Origin of the sequence: Microbacterium immunditiarum, from assembly GCF_013409785.1 — a bacterium.
Classification (GTDB): domain Bacteria; phylum Actinomycetota; class Actinomycetes; order Actinomycetales; family Microbacteriaceae; genus Microbacterium; species Microbacterium immunditiarum.
In genome coordinates, this window is the sequence record NZ_JACCBV010000001.1 from 3,684,310 (window position 1) to 3,704,923 (window position 20,614).

General features: G+C 72.0%; 18 protein-coding genes. 7 read left to right on the forward strand and 11 right to left on the reverse strand.

Annotation, left to right across the window (positions count from 1 at the left end):
• Positions 1 to 238 precede the first annotated feature (238 nt).
• Positions 239 to 826: an NUDIX hydrolase family protein gene (locus BJ991_RS17135; protein WP_179491972.1), complete on the reverse strand. Its 588-nt coding sequence runs from the start codon at positions 824 to 826 to the stop codon at positions 239 to 241.
• Positions 827 to 908: 82 nt separating this feature from the next.
• On the opposite strand from BJ991_RS17135, the gene BJ991_RS17140 reads away from it, so the two are divergent.
• Positions 909 to 1,601 (forward strand): alpha/beta hydrolase, encoded by a 693-nt coding sequence (locus BJ991_RS17140; protein ID WP_179491974.1) that lies wholly within the window; start codon positions 909 to 911, stop codon positions 1,599 to 1,601.
• A 2-nt stretch (positions 1,602 to 1,603) separates the two neighbouring features.
• Here the strand turns inward: BJ991_RS17140 and BJ991_RS17145 are convergent, their stop codons facing one another.
• Positions 1,604 to 2,557, reverse strand: a complete 954-nt coding sequence (locus BJ991_RS17145; RefSeq protein ID WP_179491976.1) for a 1-phosphofructokinase family hexose kinase — start codon at positions 2,555 to 2,557, stop codon at positions 1,604 to 1,606.
• A gap of 289 nt (positions 2,558 to 2,846) precedes the next feature.
• Here BJ991_RS17145 and BJ991_RS17150 point away from each other — a divergent pair, with 289 nt between their 5' ends.
• A complete protein-coding gene (locus BJ991_RS17150) occupies positions 2,847 to 4,523 on the forward strand; it encodes an ABC-F family ATP-binding cassette domain-containing protein (RefSeq protein ID WP_179491978.1) in 1,677 nt (558 codons plus the stop codon).
• A 63-nt stretch (positions 4,524 to 4,586) separates the two neighbouring features.
• On the opposite strand, the gene BJ991_RS17155 is transcribed toward BJ991_RS17150, so the two are convergent.
• From BJ991_RS17155 to BJ991_RS17165, 3 genes are all read right to left on the reverse strand, one after another.
• On the reverse strand, positions 4,587 to 4,994 hold the full coding sequence (locus tag BJ991_RS17155; RefSeq protein WP_179491980.1) for a GreA/GreB family elongation factor: 408 nt from the start codon (positions 4,992 to 4,994) through the stop codon (positions 4,587 to 4,589).
• An 85-nt stretch (positions 4,995 to 5,079) separates the two neighbouring features.
• Complete coding sequence (locus tag BJ991_RS17160; RefSeq protein WP_179491982.1) at positions 5,080 to 5,508, reverse strand: DUF1801 domain-containing protein; 429 nt, start codon at positions 5,506 to 5,508, stop codon at positions 5,080 to 5,082.
• A gap of 52 nt (positions 5,509 to 5,560) precedes the next feature.
• Positions 5,561 to 6,052 (reverse strand): hypothetical protein, encoded by a 492-nt coding sequence (locus BJ991_RS17165; RefSeq protein WP_179491984.1) that lies wholly within the window; start codon positions 6,050 to 6,052, stop codon positions 5,561 to 5,563.
• A gap of 142 nt (positions 6,053 to 6,194) precedes the next feature.
• Between BJ991_RS17165 and BJ991_RS17170 the strand changes: the two genes are divergently transcribed.
• The 3 genes from BJ991_RS17170 (at position 6,195) to BJ991_RS17180 (ending at position 12,367) form a co-directional block, all read left to right on the forward strand.
• Entirely contained in the window at positions 6,195 to 11,072 is a 4,878-nt protein-coding gene (locus tag BJ991_RS17170; RefSeq protein ID WP_179491987.1) for an Lhr family ATP-dependent helicase, read from the forward strand.
• Positions 11,065 to 11,850 carry an Fpg/Nei family DNA glycosylase gene (locus tag BJ991_RS17175; RefSeq protein ID WP_179491989.1) on the forward strand — a complete coding sequence of 262 codons (786 nt, stop codon included), beginning with the start codon at positions 11,065 to 11,067 and terminating at the stop codon, positions 11,848 to 11,850. Before BJ991_RS17170 ends, BJ991_RS17175 begins: the two co-directional genes overlap by 8 nt.
• 109 nt (positions 11,851 to 11,959) lie before the next feature.
• Positions 11,960 to 12,367 (forward strand): transferase, encoded by a 408-nt coding sequence (locus tag BJ991_RS17180; protein ID WP_179491991.1) that lies wholly within the window; start codon positions 11,960 to 11,962, stop codon positions 12,365 to 12,367.
• A 110-nt stretch (positions 12,368 to 12,477) separates the two neighbouring features.
• Here BJ991_RS17180 and BJ991_RS17185 read toward each other — a convergent pair whose 3' ends face one another.
• Complete coding sequence (locus BJ991_RS17185; RefSeq protein WP_179491993.1) at positions 12,478 to 12,876, reverse strand: DUF1304 domain-containing protein; 399 nt, start codon at positions 12,874 to 12,876, stop codon at positions 12,478 to 12,480.
• 130 nt (positions 12,877 to 13,006) lie between these two features.
• On the opposite strand from BJ991_RS17185, the gene BJ991_RS17190 reads away from it, so the two are divergent.
• Positions 13,007 to 13,684, forward strand: coding sequence for a LysR family substrate-binding domain-containing protein (locus BJ991_RS17190; RefSeq protein ID WP_343048815.1), 678 nt, complete (start codon positions 13,007 to 13,009; stop codon positions 13,682 to 13,684).
• A gap of 268 nt (positions 13,685 to 13,952) precedes the next feature.
• Here the strand turns inward: BJ991_RS17190 and BJ991_RS17195 are convergent, their stop codons facing one another.
• The 5 genes from BJ991_RS17195 to BJ991_RS17215 all read right to left on the reverse strand — a co-directional run bounded on the left by BJ991_RS17195 (position 13,953) and on the right by BJ991_RS17215 (position 19,714).
• Positions 13,953 to 16,442, reverse strand: a complete 2,490-nt coding sequence (locus tag BJ991_RS17195; protein ID WP_343048816.1) for a CHAT domain-containing protein — start codon at positions 16,440 to 16,442, stop codon at positions 13,953 to 13,955.
• Positions 16,443 to 16,475: 33 nt separating this feature from the next.
• Positions 16,476 to 18,170, reverse strand: a complete 1,695-nt coding sequence (locus BJ991_RS17200) for a S8 family peptidase (RefSeq protein ID WP_179491995.1) — start codon at positions 18,168 to 18,170, stop codon at positions 16,476 to 16,478.
• A gap of 127 nt (positions 18,171 to 18,297) precedes the next feature.
• Positions 18,298 to 18,639 carry a hypothetical protein gene (locus tag BJ991_RS17205; RefSeq protein WP_179491997.1) on the reverse strand — a complete coding sequence of 114 codons (342 nt, stop codon included), beginning with the start codon at positions 18,637 to 18,639 and terminating at the stop codon, positions 18,298 to 18,300.
• A 3-nt stretch (positions 18,640 to 18,642) separates the two neighbouring features.
• Positions 18,643 to 19,107, reverse strand: coding sequence for a hypothetical protein (locus BJ991_RS17210; protein WP_179491999.1), 465 nt, complete (start codon positions 19,105 to 19,107; stop codon positions 18,643 to 18,645).
• On the reverse strand, positions 19,097 to 19,714 hold the full coding sequence (locus BJ991_RS17215) for an RNA polymerase sigma factor (RefSeq protein WP_246301124.1): 618 nt from the start codon (positions 19,712 to 19,714) through the stop codon (positions 19,097 to 19,099). The genes BJ991_RS17210 and BJ991_RS17215 overlap by 11 nt, the downstream gene beginning before the upstream one ends.
• Before the next feature lie 121 nt (positions 19,715 to 19,835).
• Between BJ991_RS17215 and BJ991_RS17220 the strand changes: the two genes are divergently transcribed.
• Complete coding sequence (locus BJ991_RS17220) at positions 19,836 to 20,600, forward strand: glutamine amidotransferase-related protein (protein WP_179492003.1); 765 nt, start codon at positions 19,836 to 19,838, stop codon at positions 20,598 to 20,600.
• Positions 20,601 to 20,614 lie beyond the last annotated feature (14 nt).

Sequence of the window (20,614 nt, forward strand, 5' to 3'; positions counted from 1 at the left end):
AGATGGGCGGCGCGCGCCGAGCACGGACGCGCCCACCGCTCGTGGCGCCCCAGCGGGTGACGGTTGCCGCGAGCGCGGCGGGAGGCATCGCGTGGACGCGCGACGACACCGGGTTCGGCGCGGTGTGCGCCTCGGGTTTGTGGGAATCATACCCGTCGCGTCGATGCGGTCCAGACCCGCTGCCGACGGATGGCGTCCGCGCCGGCCGCGCGAGGGGCGCGGCATCCGTCTCTTCTCGTCAGCGGAGCGCGCCGACGCTCGCCAGCGCGAGCCTCACGAGTGTGCCCCGACCGCCCTCCATCTCGGCGGCGAGCGCGTCGGACGACGCCTCCTCGGGCGTCAGCCACGTGACCTCGAGTGCGTCCTGGCGCGGCTCGCACGTGCCCGTCACGGGCACCACGAACGCGAGCGACACGGCGTGCTGACGGTCGTCGTGGAAGGGGCTCACGCCGGGCAGCGGGAAGTACTCGGCGACGGTGAACGGCACGGGCTGAGGCGGCAGCAGCGGGAAGGCCATCGGCCCGAGGTCGTTCTCGAGGTGCCGGAAGAGCGCGTCGCGGATGGTCTCGCCGTAGCGGACGCGTCCCGACACGATCGTGCGCGTGATCTCGCCGACGGGCGTGGCGCGAAGGAGGATGCCCACTTCGACGACCTGGCCCATGCCGTCCGTCCGGACGGGGACGGCCTCGACGTAGAGCATCGGCAGTCGCCGGCGCGCCTCGGCGAGCTCGATCTCGCTCAGCCACGCCGGGTTCGAGACGTTCCCCGAGGGCGGTCCGAACGGATCGTCGCCCGCGGGTTCGGGGTCGGGTGTTCGCACGGCCATGGTTCCTGTATACCCCCTCGCTCCGCCCGACGCCGGACTCCCGGCGGGTGGCGCTGTCGACGCCCGGTGGCAGGATGAGGGCATGCCCGAGTCGCTCATCCTCGACGCAGACGCGGCGCTGTGGTCGGTCGAGCCCGCCGACGTCGCAGGAAGGCACCTGCTGCTCCTCCTCCACGGCTACGGCGCCGACGAGCACGACCTCTACGGACTGCGCGCGTACCTCCCCGAGACGCTCGCGGTCGTGAGCCTCGCGGCCCCTCTCACGCCGCCGTGGCCCATGCCGGGGCGGTCGTGGTACCCGATCGACGGGTTGGACGGGCGCGACCCCTCGCACGTCACTGCCGCGGCTCAGGCCGTGATCGAGTGGGTCGACGCACATGCGCCGGGCGCGGCATCCGTCGGTCTCCTCGGGTTCTCGCAAGGCGGTGCGGTGTCGCTGCAGGCCCTGCGACTCGAACCCCGGCGCTTCGCGTACGCGGTGAACCTCAGCGGCTACGTGACGCCGGGCGGCCTGCCGCGAGACGCCGAGCTCGCCGAAGCCAAGCCGCCCGTGTTCTGGGGACGCGGCACGCACGACGATGTGATCCCCGCGGCGCTCGTCGAGCACACGACGCAGTGGCTGCCCGATCACGTCGACCTGAGCGGGCGCGTCTACCCCGGCCTGACCCACAGCGTGTCCGAGCAGGAACTGGCCGATGTGCACGTCTTCCTCGAGAAGAGACTGACGGATGCCGCGCCCCCGCCCTCATCGGACGACGCGGGCGACCGGCCCTGACGTCACGCCGGCGGCAGCTGCGACTCGAGGTCCGCGACTTCGTCGGCGCCGCACAGTGCCGTCGCCGGGAGCGCGGCGGTCGCCGAGCCCGCCGCGACGGCGGTGCGGAACGCCGCGCGCGGCGTGCGGCCTTCGGCGAGGCGCAGCACGAACGCCCCCAGGAAGCTGTCTCCCGCGCCGACGGTGCTCTGGACGGCGACCTTCGGAGTCGGCAGCCGCCACGTGTCGTCGGCGGTCACGAGCACGGCACCCGCGCCGCCGAGCGTGAGCGCGACGATCTCGGTGCGCCCCGCCGCGATGAGCGCCCGCGCGGCCTCCTCGAGCTGCGCGTCGTCGCCGACGGGAGCGCCCACGAGCTCGGCGAGCTCGTGGCGACTGGGCTTCACGAGGAACACGCCTTCGTCGAGGGCGGCGTTCAGCGCGGCATCCGATGCGTCGACGATGCACCGCGATCCGTGATCGCGGGCGATGCGGGCCAGCCGCCCGTAGAAGTCGACGGGGATCCCGGGCGGCAGGCTGCCGCTCGCGACGAGATAGCCGCCGACGGGGAGGTCGTCGACGACGGCCGAGAGAAGTGCGCGCCACTCCGGCTCGGACAGCTGCGGCCCCTGCAGCACGAAGCGGAACTGCTCGCCGGTCGACGTCTCGTCGACCGTGAAGCTCTCGCGCGTGCTGCCCCTGACCCGGACGACCCGGCCCATGATCCCCTCGCGTTCGAGCAGCTCGCGATACGCGTGGCCCGTCGGTCCGCCGGCGGTGTAGAGGGCGGTCGACCGGCCGCCGAGGTTGCGCACGACCCGCGACACGTTGATGCCGCCGCCGCCCGGGTCCAGGCGCGTCGGCCCGCACCGCAGCTTCTCCTCGGGGATCACCCGAGGGGTCGACGTGCTCACATCCAGCGCCGGGTTGGGCGTCACCGTCAGGATCGGATCATGGGCTCGCGCGGGGTCGGCCATGCGCTCATGCTAGGACGGCGCGCAGGCGACTCACAGACCATCGGACGCGCGAGTCCGCTATGCTGGCCCGCGTCCTTGTCCCGAGGTGAGGAAAAGACAGTGACAGAGATCGTCGCGACCGCGCAGTGACACCGCGCTGATCCGTCGATCCTTCGACGTGTCCGCGCGCCGCTGAAAAGCCGCACCGCGCTGACCGTCGATCTCCCGCCCTTCGCCGGGCTTCTGCACGCCCGGCATCCGTGGCACTCGTGGACTCCGACGTCAGCGCCCGACTGACGAAGGAGACCACATGTCCACCCATACCCTCACACCCTCCGTCGTGCTCGACCGCGTGTCGTTCACGTGGCCCGACGGCACCGCCGCCCTCACGGACGTCACGGGCGCGTTCGGCTCTCGACGCACCGGCCTCGTCGGCCGCAACGGCGCCGGGAAGTCCACGCTGCTGCAGCTCATCGCGGGCGAGATCGCACCGACGTCGGGTCGCCTCGACGCGGTGGCGGATGCCGCGTCCCTGCCGCAGCGCCTGACGCTCGAAGTCGACCGCCCCGTGGCGGACGTGCTCGGGATCGGCGACGCCCTGCGCGCGCTCCGCGCGATCGAGTCCGGAGACCCCGACCCGCGTCACTTCGACGCGGTCGGCGCCGACTGGGACGTCGAAGCGCGGGCGCACGCCGCCCTCGCCGAGGCTGGTCTCGCGCCCGAGATGCTCGACCGCCGCGTCGGCGAGCTCTCGGGAGGCGAGGCCGTGCTCACGGCGATCGCGGGCATCCGCCTGGGGTCCGCCGGCGAGCGCGCGCCCATCGCGCTGCTCGACGAGCCGACGAACAACCTCGACCGGAACGCGCGCACACGCCTGTACGACATGGTGCGCTCGTGGCGGGGCACGCTCATCGTGGTCAGCCACGATGTCGCGCTGCTCGACCTCATGGACGAGACCGCGGAGCTCTACGCGAACGAGCTGTCGGTCTTCGGCGGCCCGTACTCCGAGTGGAGGGCGTGGCTCGACACCGAGCAGGACGCCGCCCGGCAGGCCGAGCGCTCCGCCGCCCAGGCGCTGCGGCGCGAGAAGCGCCAGCGCATCGAGGCCGAGACCACGATCGCCCGCCGCAGGCAGATGGGCCAGAAGGCGTTCGATGAGAAGCGCGTGCCGAAGATCGTCATGAACGCCCGCAAGCGCGCCGCCCAGGTGTCGGCCGGCAAGCTCCGCGGCGAGAAGGCCGATCGTGAGGCGACCGCTCGCGAGGCGCTCGACGCCGCCGAGCGTCGCGTGCGCGATGAAGCGATCGTCAAGATCGACCTGCCCGACCCGGGTGTGCCCGCGGGACGCCGCATCGCGACGATCAGCGACGCGCACCACGCGTGGATCGTCCAGGGGCCCGAGCGCGTGGCGCTCATCGGCCCCAACGGCGTCGGCAAGACGACGTTGTTGGAGCGGCTCGTCGGCGGCACCGGCGTCGAGGTGAATCCGTCGGGCTCGATCGGCGACTCGGGCGCTGAAGCCGGAGCTGAAGCCCGGTTCAGCCCGGCGCTTTCACGCGCCGTTGCGCATACCGACCGCATCGGCTACCTGCCGCAGCGCATCGACGGGCTCGACGATCGGTCATCCGTGCTCGAGAACGTCTCGGCCGTCGCGCAGAGCATCGGCATCGCCGAGCTGCGCAACCGCCTCGCACGGTTCCTGATCAGGGGCTCGACGGTCGAACGACCGGTCGGGACGCTGTCGGGCGGCGAGCGGTTCCGTGTGGCGCTGGCGCGGCTCCTGCTGGCCGATCCGCCTCCGCAGCTGCTCGTGCTGGACGAGCCGACGAACAACCTCGACCTCGACACGGTCGACCAGCTCGTCGGCGCCCTGGCCGCCTACCGCGGCGCCGTCCTCGTGGTGAGCCACGACGACGTGTTCCTCGAGCGGCTCGGGGTCGACCTCGTGCTGGAGCTCGCGCCCGACGGAACGCTCACCGAGAGGTGACGGCGGGCGCGGCATCCGGATTCATGTGATCCGGGTGCCGCGCCCAACCGGCGCTCGCCGGACTCAGCCGAACGGATGCGCCTCGAGGATCATCACCTGGAGCTTCGTGCCCGAAGGCGTCGCGTAGGTGACCGCGTCGCCGACATACCGGCCGCTGATCGCGGCGCCGAGCGGCGAGGTGGGCGAGTACACGTCGAGGTCGACCGCGGCGTCGTTTCGCACGACGTCGCGGCTGCCGAGGAGGAACTTCTCGACCGATCCGTCGGCCTCGAAGCGGACGCTCACGATCATGCCCGGCTCGACGAGACCGTCGTCGGGCTTCGGGCCGACCTCGGCGCGCCGGATGAGCTCGCGAAGCTCGATGACGCGCGCCTGGTCGGCGTCGGGCTGCGAGACGAGCTCGGCGAGCTCCTCTTCGAGCGACGCCAGCGTCGCGGGGGTCATCCAGACGGGATCCGTCACGTTGCTCATCGTCGACTCCTCCTCCTTGGCCGGAAGCGGCAGAGAACCTCCGAGCCTAGTCCCACCCGGTGGGAAAGGCCAGCGAACGGGAGGCCTACCGCCCAGGCAGGGGGTCGTCCTCGCGCGACCACGCGATCGCGATGAGCCGGCGCAGCACGTCGAGATCGACGTCTTCGAGCTTCTTGACGTACACGCACCCCGCGCCCTCGGTGTACGTGCCGAGCTCGGGGAGGAGCGCGGCGCCCTCCGGCAGATCCTTCAGCCCGTACAGCGACAGCTGCGCCTTGCGGGGCGAGAAGGCCGTCTTGGGCCAGTCGCCGCGGGTGCGCGGATCGGCGCGCGACACGTACCGGTAGGTTCCGTAGCCCACCATCGACGGCCCCCACATGACGGGATCCTCCCCCGTCACCTCGCGGAAGAGCTCCGCGAGCACGAGTCCGTCCTCACGCCGCTTCGCCGGAGTCACACCGTCGAGGAACGCGCGGACGTCGGCATCCGTGGGCTTCGTCTTGATCTCGGCCATGCCCCATTGTCCGCTCGGCGAGGCCGCGATGGCCAGCACCGGATGCCGCGCCTCACGGCTTGGGAGGTTTGGGCGCCTTCGTGTGCCCCGGAGCGCTCCCGCTGTTCCCGCGGCCTTCGGAGGGCGGAGGTCCGTCGGCGGATGTCGCGGACGGACTCGGCGTCGGCGCGGGCAGGGGTGCCGGGTCGACGACGGGAACGTCGATCACGCTTGGCGACGGGGAAGGTGCGGCATCGGGCGTCGGCGACGCACTCGGGGTCGGCGTGGGGCTCTGCGATGGCGTGGCAGGGGGCGTATGCCTGCCGCGCGATTCGTCGACGGATGCCGCGGGCCGAGCGGGCCACCGCGGCGACGCGTCGGGCGGGCCGCCCCCGATCGCGGCGACGACGGCGAGCACGATCGCCGCGGCGGTGAAGCCGCCCGCCGTGACCGAGAGCAGGCGAATGCGCCGCATGCGGCGACCGGCGCGGTCGACGAAGACCTGGTACGCGCGGCGCGTGCTGAGATCGGGTGTCTCGGGCGCGCGCGGAGGCTCAGGATCCATCGCACTCCTCGCGAATGCAGACGTGCCGGGGGCGCACGTCGTACGCGAGCATACGGGACGCGGACGGTGCGCGCCCCTGTAATCCCGCTGGGCATCGCGCAACCCCTGCCCGGATGTCGCCGGTGGCGACGAAGATGGAAGCGTGGGCGACGTGCTCGGACGGTTCGGTCCTGCCACGCGGGACTGGTTCCGTGGCGCCTTCGCGCGGCCGACCGACGCCCAGGTGGGCGCATGGGAGGCGATCTCGGCCGGAAAGCACGCCCTCGTCGTGGCGCCGACAGGCTCGGGCAAGACGCTCTCGGCGTTCCTGTGGGCGATCGACCGCATCTTCCACGAGAAGCAGGCGACCCCGCCGACGCCGCCCAAGGGCCGCGGGCGTGCGCGCCGGAGCTCGGATCCGGCGACGCGAGTCCTCTACATCTCGCCCCTGAAGGCCCTCGGCGTCGACGTCGAGCGCAACCTGCGCTCCCCCCTCGTCGGAATCGGCCAATCGGCGCGGCGCCTCGGCATCGCGGTGCCCGATGTCTCGGTCGGGGTCCGCTCGGGAGACACGACGTCGAGCGACCGGCGCAAGCTCGTCACGGATCCACCCGACATCCTCATCACGACCCCCGAGTCGCTCTACCTCATGCTCACGAGCCAGGCGGGCGAGACGCTGCGCGGCGTGCACACGGTCATCGTCGACGAAGTGCACGCGGTCGCCGCCACGAAGCGCGGAGCGCACCTCGCAGTCAGCCTCGAGCGGCTCGACGACCTGCGGCGCGGGTTCGCCGAGTCCGCGGGTCTCGCCGACTTCGCGCCTGTGCAGCGCATCGGGCTCTCGGCGACCGTGCGCCCGATCGACGAGGTCGCGCGATTCCTCGGCGGGGCGCAGCCGGTCGAGATCGTCGCACCACGAGCGTCCAAGGCGTTCGACCTGCGCGTCGTCGTTCCGATCGACGACCTGACCAACCCGCCGCCTCCGCCGGGTGTGGATGCGGATGCCTGGGCCCCGGCCAACGGCAACGGCGACGGATCCCCGGACACCGAACGAGGACGCAACGCGTCCGAGACGAAGCGCGACCCCGAACCCTCCCCCGAGGACTGGTTCGCCGACGGATCCTCCGCGCGCCCCGCGTCGCCCACCGAGATCACGGGGTCCGTGTGGCCGCACGTCGAGGAGGCGATCGTCGACCGCATCCTGCAGCACCGGTCCACGATCGTGTTCTCGAACTCCCGACGACTCGCCGAGCGGCTCACGGGTCGCCTGAACGAGATCTACGCGGAGCGATTGGGGATCGACTCTTCGGCGGGCTCAGGGACCGAGTCAAGGCATCCACCCGCCGCCATGATGGCGCAGGCGGGCGCCACCGCCGGTGCGCCTCCCGTGCTCGCGAAAGCACACCACGGATCGGTGTCGAAGGAGCAGCGGGCGATCGTCGAAGACGAGCTGAAGTCCGGCGCCCTCAAGTGCGTCGTCGCGACGAGCAGCCTCGAGCTCGGAATCGACATGGGCGCGGTCGACCTCGTGATCCAGGTCGAGGCGCCGCCGTCCGCGGCATCCGGGTTGCAGCGTGTCGGCCGAGCCGGCCATCAGGTCGGCGAGGTGAGCCGCGCCGCGCTCTTCCCGAAGCACCGCGGAGACGTGCTCCACACGGCGATCGTCACCGAGCGCATGCTCGCCGGGCAGATCGAGGCGATCGCAGTACCGCAGAACCCGCTCGACATCCTCGCGCAGCAGACGATCGCGGCATCCGCTGTCGCTCCGCTCGACATCGAGGGCTGGTACGAGACCATCAAGCGGAGCGCGCCGTTCCGGACGCTCCCGCGGTCGGCGTACGAGGCGACGCTCGACCTGCTGGCGGGCCGCTTCCCGTCGGATGAGTTCGCCGAGCTGCGGCCGCGCGTCGTGTGGGATCGCGACCAGGGAGTGCTCCTGGGCAGGCCGGGCGCGCAGCGCATCGCAGTGACGAGCGGCGGCACGATCCCCGACCGCGGACTCTTCGGCGTCTACGTGGCCGGCGAGAGCCGCAACGCGCGGGTCGGCGAGCTCGACGAGGAGATGGTGTACGAATCGCGCGTCAACGACGTGTTCACGCTCGGCACGACGAGCTGGCGCATCGTCGAGATCACGCACGACCGCGTGAACGTCGTGCCCGCCTTCGGCCAGCCCGGCAAGGTGCCGTTCTGGCACGGCGACGGCATCGGCCGGCCCGCCGAACTCGGCGAGGCTCTCGGCAGGTTCTCGCGAGAAGTGTCCTCGGCGCCGACCGAGAAGGCCGTGGAGCGGCTGCGCGGATCGGGGCTCGACGAGAACGCGATCGGCAATCTCCTCTCCTACCTGGCCGAGCAGCGCGAGGCGACCGGCACGCTCCCGACCGATCGCACCCTCACCGTGGAACGCGGTCGTGACGAGGTCGGCGACTGGCGCGTGATCCTGCATTCCCCGTACGGAATGCAAGTGCACGCGCCGTGGGCGCTGGCCGTGAACGCGCGCATCCGCGAGCGGCTCGGTGTCGAAGGATCCGCGGTCGCGAGCGACGACGGCATCATCGCGAGGGTTCCGGATGCCACGGCCGAACCCCCCGGAGCCGAGCTGTTCGTCTTCGAACCCGACGAGCTCGAGCAGATCGTGACCGACGAGGTCGGCGGCTCGGCGCTGTTCGCGTCGCGGTTCCGCGAGTGTGCGGCCAGGGCGCTGCTCCTGCCGAGGACGAACCCGAACCGCCGCAGTCCGCTGTGGCAGCAGCGTCAGCGCTCGGCGCAGCTGCTCGAGGTCGCGCGGCGCTATCCGACGTTCCCGATCATCCTCGAGACGCTCCGCGAGGTGCTGCAGGACGTCTACGACGTGCCCTCCCTCCTGCGCATCGCGCGCCAGATCGGGGATCGCCGCATCCGCCTCATCGAGGTCACGACCGCGCAGCCGTCGCCGTTCGCGCGCGACCTGCTGTTCGGCTACGTCGGCGCCTTCATGTACGAGGGCGACTCGCCCCTCGCCGAGCGCCGCGCGGCCGCGCTCTCGGTCGATCCGTCGCTGCTGAGCGAGCTGCTGGGCAAGGTCGAGATGCGCGAGCTGCTCGACCCCGAGGTGATCGCCCAGTTCGAGCGCGAGGCCCAGCGGCTCGCCCCGGATCGGCGCGTGCGTGGTGTCGAGGGCGTCGCCGACCTGTTGCGGATGCTGGGACCGCTGGATGCGGCCGAGACGGCGGCGCGACTGCAGCCGGAGTCGCCCGACGGCGAGCCGGCGGAACGAGGAGCGGGCGAGGCCGCCCCTACGGCGACCGAGGCCGAGGCATCCGCCGATCTCGACGTCCTCGTGCAGAGCAGGCGTGCGATCGCCGTCACGATCGCGGGAGTCGCCCGGTTCGCGGCGATCGAAGACGCCGGACGCCTGCGCGACGCGCTCGGCGTCGCTCTTCCGATCGGGGTGCCGACGGCGTTCGTCGAACCCGTTGCCGATCCGATGGGCGACCTCGTCGCGCGTTACGCACGCACGCACGGCCCCTTCACCGCGAGCGCCGTCGCCGACCGGCTCGGCATAGGCGTCGCGGTCGCGCGGCAGACGCTCCAGCGGCTCGAGTCGCAGGGACGCATCTCGAGCGGGTTCTTCCTGCCCGAGCCGACGAAGGGCCCCTCGCAGCACGGCGCCGTCGACGAGACGGAGTGGTGCGACTCCGAGGTGCTGCGGCGCCTTCGGATGCGCTCGCTCGCGGCGATCCGCGGCAGCGTCGAGCCGGTTGCGCCGGACGCGTTCGCCCGATTCCTGCCGGTGTGGCAGCACATCGCGCGCCCGCTCGAGGGCATCGACGGCGTGGCCGCGGTCGTCGAACAGCTCGCGGGCGTCCCGATCCCCGCGAGCGCGTGGGAATCGCTCATCCTCCCGTCGCGCGTCGCCGACTACTCCCCCGCGTTCCTCGACGAGCTCACCGCGAGCGGCGAGGTCATCTGGTCGGGGCACGGCGACCTCCCTGGTCGTGACGGCTGGGTCGCCCTCCACCCCGCCGACGCGGCCGCCCTCACGATCGCGCCGCCCGACGACGAGCTCGCACCCGCGGCCGGAAGCCTCGAGGAGCGCATCGTCGGGGTGCTGAGGGCGGGCGGCGCCTACTTCGCCGCGCAGCTGCGCCAGCTCGCCGATGCCGAGAACGAGCAGTCCGTCGTCGAGTCGCTGTGGAGCCTGACGTGGTCCGGACGCGTCACGAACGACACGTTCTCGCCGATCCGCACGCTCCTCGGTCAGGGCTCGCAAGCCCACCGGGTCTCGCGGCGCACGCCGCGCGGGCGCATGTACCGCGGCGCGACGCTCGCCCGCGTGGCCTCGAGCCCACCGCCGCGCCCACCCTCGATCGGCGGACGCTGGTCGCTGATTCCGGAGCCTGAGCCGGATGCCGCGCTCCGCGCGACCGCCGCCGGGAGCCTGCTGCTCGACCGGTATGGCGTCGTCACGCGCGGGTCCGTGCAGTCGGAGGGCATTCCGGGCGGATTCGCGCAGGTCTACCGCGTGCTCGCCGGCTTCGAGGAGGCGGGGCACTGCCGCCGCGGGTACCTCATCGAGAAGCTCGGGGCGGCGCAGTTCGCGGCATCCGCCACGATCGACCGGCTGCGCGAGTTCGCCGCCGTCCCCGATCCGCCGCCGCTGAAGGCGGTCACGCTCGCGGCGACCGATCCCGCCAGCCCGTACGGCGCGGGGCTCCCGTGGCCCGCGCTCGAGGGCGTGACGCACCGCCCCGGACGCAAGGCGGGCGGCCTCGTCGTGCTCGTCGACGGATCGCTCACGCTCTACCTCGAGCGCGGCGGCAAGTCCGCGCTGGCCTTCACCGGCGACGAGGCGCTGCTCCAGGCCGCCACCAAGAGCCTCGCCGACACGGCGCGCCGCCGCGGACTCGACACCCTCACGATCGAGCAGGTCAACGGCGCCTTCGTGTACGGCACCGCCGTCGGGCGTGCTCTCCGCGACGCAGGGTTCGTCGAGTCCCCGCGCGGACTCACGCTGCGGCGCGAACGCGCCTCGGCGGTGACAGGGGTACGGACGGGTGCCTGAGGGCGATACCGTCCATCGCACCGCGCGGCGCCTCGACGAGGCCCTCGCGGGCGGCACCGTGACGAGGTTCGAGCTGCGGGTGCCCCGGGTCGCGACCGCCGACCTGCGCGGCGAGACGGTCCACGAGGTGGTCGCCCGCGGCAAGCATCTGCTGCACCGCATCGGCACGTGGACGCTCCACACGCACCTCAAGATGGAGGGCGAGTGGCACGTCTACCGCCCAGGCGAGCGGTGGCGCAAGCCCGCGTTCAAGGCGCGCGCGATCGTGGGCGCCGACGGACCCCGCGGTTCGGCCGAGACCGTCGGCTTCGAGCTGGCCGAGATCGCACTCGTCCCGACCTCCGAAGAGGAGAGCCTCGTCGGCTACCTGGGTCCCGACCCGCTCTCCGACGACTGGGACCCCGACGAGGCCGCGCGGCGGGTCGCCGCCGACACGCGCCCGATGCACGTCGCGCTTCAGGACCAGCGCAATGTCGCCGGGTTCGGCAACGAGTACGTCAACGAGATCCTGTTCGTGCGCGGCATCCGCCCTGACACGCCCGCGAACGAGACGGATGCCGCGGCCGCCGTCGACCTCGGAGCGCGCATGATCCGCGCGAATCGCGACCGCCGCGACCGCACTTTCACAGGCGACGCACGCCCCGGCCGCACGACCTGGGTGTACGGCCGCGACGGCCGCCCGTGCCGCCGCTGCGGGACTCTCATCCGCCGCGGTTCGCTCGGTGCGGACCCCGCTCGCGAGCGCACCGTGTTCTGGTGTCCGCGCTGCCAGCCCTGACCCCGGATCAGCGCGGAGATCCGGGCGTCGAATCGTTGCGAGGGAATGAATCGGACCCGTATTCCGTTGTTCTCCGACGTGGCATCGAATGGTGCCGCAGGAGGGGAATGTGGGCAAGAACTACGTCGACATCGAGAACGACCACGGCGAGACGCTGCGGTATCGCAAGCATGTCAACGGTCGTGGCTTGATCGCGAACGGAGCCAAGGTGCACCCGAGCGCCGTGGTCGAGGCCGGAGCGTACGTCGAGCCCGGTGTGCACATCGCCGCCGGAGCGCACGTCGGTCGCGGGGCCTGGGTCGAGACGGATGCCGTCATCGGCCCCGAAGCGCAGATCGCCCCCCATGCGCACATCGGTCCCGGTGCTGCTATCGGCGCCGGAGCGAAGATCGGTGTTCGCACTCACGTCGGAAGCGGCGCACGCGTCGCCGTCGGTTCACTCATCGGAGACGACGAGACGATCGCCGACGGCGAGAGCGTCGCCACCGACCGTCGCGGTCTGCGCCTGGCCGCCTGACGGCCGACGCTTCGTCTCGCTTTCGCTCGCTCAGCGACCGGTTCGAAAGGGCCGGATGTTGAGCGAGCGTCTCGTCGTGCCCGGATGCGCCCGCGCTCGAACCGCCCGCGTCACGCGAACAGGAGGAGCACAAACCCGATGAGCGGGAGCGTGCCCTGGATGAGCGCCGCGCGCAGGTACTTCGAACCCGTCGTGACGAGCACAAGCGCGGCCGCGATCATCGAGCCGAGGCTGAACAGCACGAGCGTCCGGCCCGCGATGCCCGCGACGGACCCCGCGTCTCCTGCCCAGAACAGCACGATGCCGAGGATCGCGCCGATCGCGAGGAACAGGTTGTAGAAGCCCTGGTTGTAGGCCATCGGCTTGGTCGCGTCGGCGATCGCCTGGTCGGGTACTCCGAAGCGCTTCCAGATGCGCGGCTGCGTCCACTGCACGCTCTCCATCACGAAGATGTACACGTGCAGGAGGGCCGCGAGCGCGGCGAACACCAGGGCGAGGGTCGGCACCATGAGCGAACCATACCGCCCGGGCTACGCTGGCGACATGGCGAAGGGCGGCAGCTCGCGTGCGCGCGGGCGGAGTTCCGGGCGAGGACGACGGCCCTCTCCGGCTCCGCCGCGCACCCCGGGGACGTCTGCCGTGAAAGCGTCGGGCCGAAACCGGCCGAAGTCCGCGCCGGACGCCCCCGAGGAGACGATCCGGCCCGACCGTTTCACCCTCGGCGCGATCCCCGGCGCCACGCCGGGCAAGTGGATCGCGACCTGGCGCGAGCGGGTTCCCGATGTCCCGCTCGAGCTCAGGCACATCTCGGTCTCAACTCAGCGCGAGGAGCTTCTCGCGCCGCGGGACCCCGACACGGACGAACCGCCCGTCGATGCCGCCCTCGTGCGCCTGCCGATCGTCCGCGAGGGCCTGCACGTCATTCCGCTGTACGACGAGGTTCCGGTCGTCGTCGTGTCGAAGGACTCGCACCTGAACGCCGCGGACGAACTCGAGCTCGCCGACCTGGCGGATGAAGTCGTCATCGTCCCGCGCGACGACGTCCTCGGCATCGAGGTGCCGGGCGCCGTCGCGCCGTCGTTCGATCCGCCCGACGACACCGAGCAGGCGATCGCGACAGTCGCAACGGGGGTGGGGGTGGTCATCGTCCCGATGTCGCTCGCACGCCTCCACCACCGCCGCGACGTCGAGCATCGGCCGCTGCGCGACGGTCCGCCCTCGACGGTCGCCCTCGCCTGGCCCACCGACGCGCCGTCGCCGCTCGTGGAGACGTTCGTGGGGATCGTGCGCGGTCGGACGGCGAACTCCTCGCGCTGACGCGCGCCGAAACGGCCAACCCGGTCAGGGGTACCGACTGACGCGCCGGCGTCGCGCAGAGAAGGGGGGTGCCGCCGTCTGACCCCTGCGGCACCCCCTTGGATCGGCGCTTTCGCGATCGCGTGCCGTTGGCATTCCCGAACCTGGCACTCCCCGGCCGATCGCGGCGCATCCCCAGACGGAGCCTGGCCGCGGCTCCGTGCGAGCGTCGTTCCACGATGTCGGAGCGCGTCCCTGCGCGCGTGATACATACGGGTCGGAAATTCCCTCAGAATCCCGCGCCGTGCGCTTGGAACGGCGCGATGAGACCGGTGCGGGCGGATGCCTCGGCGAGCGCCACAGCCGGAGGCACCCCCGCTGCGAGACCCTCGTGCATTGCGCCGAGGAGCTCGCACGCGATGTCATCGGCGACGACCACGGGCGCCGCGATCACGCACCGCGTGCCTGCATGGAGCCAGATGCGCGTCATGCCGATCGCCTCCTCGCCCCACCGGACCGACGACCGGCCGACCTCGCATGCCGAGAGGACGACCGTGTCAGGGATGCGCGGGATGAGGTCGATGTCGTATCCGAAGAGGGTGCCGTCGGCGAGCTCAAGACCCGAGAACATCGGGTTGTCCACGGCATGGTGGCCGTGGGCGGCGACGTGGAGCACGTCGACTCCGGCGGCGAGATCGGTGACGGATGCCGCATCGGCGGCCCTTCCGCGCAGGGTCCGCGCGCGCGACCAGGCGCGGGCCGCGGCATCCGTCTCCTCATCGCCCCTCGCGACGCGCGGGCCGACGACGAACCCGGCCGAGGACGGTGGGTCAGCGGGCGCGAAGCGCCGACGCGCCCAGAAGGAGGCCGACGGCGCGAGCGTGATCGCGCGCCCGGCCGATGCGGGGAGCATCATCCACGGGATGCCCGCGAGCACGCCGGGCGTGGTGATCACGACACGGTCGACGTCACCCGCGGCTGCGAGCGTCGGGGCCAGCAGCAGGTGCGACAGCCGGGCCAGGCGTCCGTCGAGCGCCCCGCGCACGACTCCGGCCAGCGCGCCGGCGACCATCGACGCGGACATGTCGAGGTCTGCGCGCAGACCCCTCAAGGCGGCGCGCACGCCCTCCCAGTCGAGCGCAACGATCGCACGCGACGACGCCGTCGCGACGACGCTGCTCAGACCGCGCCCGTCGAACACGAACGAGATCACCGCCTCGTGCGGACCGAGGACGCCCCGGACCTCGTCGAGCCCGACGCGTTCGGGGCCTCCCCCGACCCGCGACCACTGGCGTTCACGGATGCTGTCGCGAAGCCGCGCGGGTCGTCCCTCGCCGAGCCACTCCCCGTCGGATTGCTCCGCGCGCAGCACGCGCAGCTCCGCGAGCTCGGCCGCGAGCTCGGGGTCGTGCGGCGGGCGGACCGGGAGGATCGCTTGCGTGACGTGTCGCGCGCGCTCGGACCACTCGAACATGATCTCGGGCCTCCCGGACCGGACCGCCGAGGCGAGGCCGACAGAGAGTGGGCCGTTTCCCTGCAGGGAGCTCGACGCCGTCAGTTCGAGGCTCCCGCCGGATCGCTCGGCCCCTTCGAGGCGCTCGATCGCACGCGCGGCGTAGCGGCGGGCTTCGACCTCGCGGTCGAGCCGGCTCGCACGCTCCGCCCGCACCTCGTCGGCGAGAAGAGCCGCTTCGAGCGACGCGGTGCGCGGCAGGCGCGGGGCTCGGATCGAGCGAGGATCGACCCCCGTGCGCAGCCGCGCGAGCAGATGCGTGAGCCGGAGGACGATCGCGTCGTTGCGGTGACCGAGACTCTCAAGCGTCGTCGCGAGGTCCTCCACCTCGGATGCCGAGGGCAGGCGCCCCGGCCGCTGCGCGGCCACGCCCGAACGGTCGATCGTCTGTACCGCGAGCCTCGCGCGAAGCCCGAGTGCTGCGGCCCTGGCGGCCCATCCGTCCGCCCCGAGCGAGCGGAAGCGCCTGCGCGCCGCGGCGCTCACGCGCGCGGCGCGGCTCGGAGCGTGCGAGAGGAGCGACCGCGCCAGCTGATACTCGGCCTCCGCACGGTCCTGCGTGATCCCGAGGCGCCCGAACACCTGAGCGACCTTCTCCAGCGATCGCTCCGCCTCGGTCGTCAGACCCGCTTCCCTGAGCACCTCGGCGCGATCCAGCTCGCCGATCGCGGCTGATGTCTCCGACGTGTCGCCGAGCGAGCCGCGAACGCTCTGCATGATCTTGAGCGCGCTCACAAGGTCGCCCGCGAGCATGCGGAGGTAACCGCGGTTGTGGGCGGCCTGGTCCGCGTCGAGCACGAGCCCGGCTTCGCGATAGATGCGCTCCGCCTCCAGGACGTCGCTCTCCGCCTCTTCGAGGCGCCCGCGGCTCATCTCGACGATGCTGCGGTTCATCCTCATGTGAGCAGCACGCACCGGGCTGCCGGCGAGCCCGTCGATCGCCTTCGAGAGCCATCGCTCGGCGCTCTCGTGGCGACCGCGATCCATGTCGATCGACCCGAGCTGCCCATGCAGGATCGCGATCGACTCGTCCGACAGCCCCGGAAGCGCGAGCGCCTCCAGGCACACCCGCTCGCCCTCGGCGGCGCTCGAGTGCTGGGCGATCAGGTACCCGGTCGTCCCGGCGATCCGGGCGCGCAGGTCGGTGTCGCCGAGCTTCTCCGCTGCCTCCGCCGCGGACGTCAGCGCGGCACGGGCGTCGTCGTGACGACCCATGTTGGCGAGGTCGACCCCGCGCTGGTAGAGGGTCTCGGCATCGGTGGGCACTCTGCCATGATGGCGGTGCCGCCGGGCGCGAGGCTACTCGATACGCGACGCGTCGAGTTGCACGACGACCTTCAGCGCGGCGTCGGTCGCCGCCGCCGTCGCGTCGACCCCACCCGCTGCACCGCCCATGAGCACGGGGGAGAGCTCACGCGCGATGAGTCCGGCGACGTACGGCGCCGCAAAGGACGTGCCGCTCCAGATCGCGAACCCGCCTGTGAAGTCATCGGGATCGATCGTCTCGCGCCGGCGACCGTACACGTCGTGGCGGGATCCCGGCTGCACCCCGCCCTGGAGCTGGGGAACGGTGCTCAGCACGGAGGTTCCCGGCGCGAAGGCGGTGACCCAGTCCCCGACGTTGCTGTACAGCGCCACAGCGGTGAGGTTGGGGTTGAGGGCGCCGATCGCGACGTGGGGCGCGAGCTCCGACGACTCGGGGAGAGTGATGTCAGGGTCGCCCCAGTTCCAGAGCGCTGCGGGGAACGCGGGCCGGTCCGTCGCGTCGTTGCCGGCGGAGCACACGACCGCGCAGCCCATGCTTCGCAGCTCGGAGAGGATCTCGTACAGCCTCGTGCTGAAGGCGCCATCCTCAGGCGTCTCGTGATAGTAACCGAGCGAGAGGTTCAGCACGTCGACGTGCTGAATGCCGTTGTCTCCGTCCTCCTTCATCCAGTCGATCAGCTCCTCGAGCGCCCGGATGAGCTCCGACTCCAGCACTGTGCCGTTGCTGTCGGCCACGCGGATCGTCACGAGGTCGGCCTCGGCCGCGACCTGACGGACGATGCCGGCCACGAAGGTGCCGTGCCCGGACGCGCCGTCGATGAAGCCATCGAGTGGCCCGCTGAGGTCACCGTGGAGCTCGGGGTTCGTCGACTCGTCCTCGATCCCGATCACGCCTTCGATCGCGGCCGACGCGACCCGTCGGCGAACGATCATGCGGTCCGGACCGGGCGACGTCTCGTCTCGTCCGGGCGGGAGCCACTCGTGCTCGCCGCATCCGGTGTCGACGATCGCGACCACCGGCCGCCGGCCACCGTCCTCGAGCTCGAGCACGCGCGTCGGCGCGGGGCCGACGTACGAGGCCATCTCGAGGCCGCCCGATCCGGGGAAGGCGTACCCCTCCAGTCCGGCGGGATTGGTCTTCGAGTACGGGTTCGTCTTCGAATACGGATTCGTCTTCGAATACGGGTTCGTCTTCGAATACGGGTTCACCCCCGCCGGGTCGACCGCCAGCAGGTGGTCGAGCCCGACGCGCCGGAGCGGGTCGTCCTCCCTGGGCACGTACCCGTCCTTCCGGCGCGACCGTCTCGCGCGCTCCTTGGGAGCGGCCGACCGCGCAGCGTCGAGGGCCCGCGAACGGGCGTCCCGCCCGTCGATGGCCAGCAGTCGAGCACGCTGCAGCAGGCGCCACGAGTCGATCGGCGGCACCGGCTCGTCGTCACGGTTCTCGCGGGGGGATTGGAAGATGACCGCGCGCGAGAGCTGCTCGCGCGACTCGGTTTGCCCAGGAACGGACTCCACGTGCACGTCCCAGCCGAGTGCGGCCCCCGCCCTCCGGAGGAGTTCCTCCGGCTCCGCCTTGTCACCCGAGATGAGGAGGTAGCCGGGAGCGTACATCGTGCCGAAGGCTCGAACGCCCGGCACGGGCTCGAGCGTCGGGTCGAGCGGCACCCCCCTCGGCTCGTCGGCCGCCTCCCGCTCTCGCCACGTGCGTACCGGCTTGTCAGGCATCGTCTCGTTCCCCAATCGTCGTGTTTTCCCCTGGCGCGCGACCACGGGTCATCCGCGCAGCCGCGCCCATTGTGCCCACGGGTACCGGGAGGGCGAAAGGGCGCGGCTGATACACGCACCCCGGCGGTCAGGCATCCGGTGTCGCGATCCGGTCGAGCTCGACGCCGATCAGGTCGGTGTGACGGCTCTTCGCCCGGCGCAGCAGCCGAGCCGCGTCGACCGGAGAGGCGTCGGCGTCGACCTCTTGGGAGAGGATCCGGACCAGATGCGGCCGCACCGGATGCACCCCGCCCAGCGCCCGCGTCTCGCGCTCCACCTCGACGGGGTCGACCGGCCGGCCGCCCAGGGTCTCGGGTACGAGCTCCCATCCCAGCTCGTCCGCCGATTCGCGCAGCGCCTCGATGATCGACGCGAGGCGGTCGGGCCGGGTGACCAGCAGCTGCGTCCGCACGTACTCCGAATCGGCCAAGCGTCACACCTCGAACTGAGGCGTCTGGAAGTCCCTCATGCCGTCGTCGGAGCGCACCACGAGCCGCAGCCGCGACACCCCGGGCGTCACGCCCTCGAAGGCGAAGCGCCCGTGCTCGCCGGCATCCGCCGACCACTCTCGGGACTCCTGCGTAAGCCGGATCGCGAGCGCGTCGGCATCCGTCCACCCGTCGACGCGCCGCAGTCCCTCCTCTGTGGCCGTCACATGCAGCAGCACGCTCGTCGTCCCGTCGCTGAACTGCAGAGTCGCGGTGTCGCTCTCGCCTCGGACGGCGGCCGTCTCGGCCTCGACCAGTGTCAGCAGGGCGTACTCGCGCGACAGGTCCTCGACGGCGACGGCGGCGACCATGCGATCGACGAGGTCGGCCGGCACAGGGTCGATCGCACTCCACATCACGCGCATTCGTGCGAAGAGCGCCGCATCCGCGGCGAAATCCTCATCGTGCATCTCGATCCTCTCCCCATCCGTCGCTCTGCAGGAGCGTTCGGAGCTTGCCGAGGCATCGCTGACGTGTCGGGCCGATCGAGCCGATCGGCATCGAAAGGTCCTGTGCGATCCGTGCGTAGTCGGGACGCTCCTCGAACGCCACGATGCGCAGCAGTCGCTGACAGCGGTCGTCGAGTCGGGCGACGGCCAGCCACAGCCGGCGACTCTCGTCATCGGCCGCGGCGACATCCTCGGCTGAATCGTGGACAGGCAGGTGCGGTTCGAGGTCCTCGGCTTCGGTCGCGTCGGCGCGGCGGTGCTGCTTGCCGACCCGCCACGCCTCGCGGCGTGCCGTGGTCGTCAGCCATCCCGACACCGCGAGGGGGTCGGCGATGGACTCGTGCCGGCGCACGAGCGTCAGCCACGTCGTCTGGACGACGTCTTCCGCGAGCGCCCGGTCGAGCCCGTACGCCCGCACGACGTGCCACAGCAGCGGCGTGAGCAGGCGCACGAGGTCGTCCATGGCGCGCGCGTCGCCGTCGCGCCAGGCGACGAAGAGCGCGGCGGCGCGCTGCCACCGCGCCGGTTCGGCGGCATCCGAAGATGCCGCCGCCTCAGCGTGGGTCATAGCGCCCATTGTGTCCACACCCGAGGGGAGCGCGAAAGTCCGGGACTGATACACGGGATCGGCCGGTTTCACAGGCGATCCTCGGTCGCGCCCATCCCCCCGCCGCACCTAGAATCGCGCCATGGCCGCCCCCCTCCTGTACGTCTGCGTGCGGCCGCAGAAGGGTGCGGCGGAAGCGGAGTACGAATCGTTCCGGCAGGCGATGCGCCTGGAGCCCTCCGAGCTGGATCACCTGGACCTCGTGCACGAGCCCCTGCCGCCCGACGCGGCGGAGCGCTGGCGCGGATTCGTCGTCGGCGGAAGCCCGTTCAACGTCTCCGACCCCGAGTCGACGAAGACGGACGTCCAGCGCAGGCTCGAAGCCGGCCTGGAGCTCATCGCCGAGTGGGCGGCGGACCCCGCGGCGGGCGATGCGGGAACCGCCGCGTTCTTCACGTGCTACGGCATCGGCATCGTGACCCGGATGCTCGGCGGCGAGGTAAGCCGCGCGTTCCCCGAGGACACGGGGCCGACGATCGTGAACCTCACCGCCGAGGGGAGTCGCGATCCCCTGTTCGGCGACCTCGCGCACCGGTTCACGGCGCTCGCGGCGCACAAGGAGGGGACGGGACGACTGCCCGACGGCGCGGTCCTCCTGGCCACGAACATCGGATGCCCCGTCCAGGCCTACCGCGTCGGAGACCGCCTGTGGGCGACGCAGTTCCACCCCGAGCCGACGACGCAGGCGTTCACCGAGCGCATGGCCGTGTACCGCGACGACGGGTACTTCGCCGCGGACGACTACGACGTCATCGCGAGCCGCGTGCTCGCCGCATCCGTCACCGAGCCGGGCCGCGCGCTGAGGGCCTTCGCCCGCCGTTTCGCGCCGGCCGCTCCGGTCGCATAGCGTCTGTCAACCCC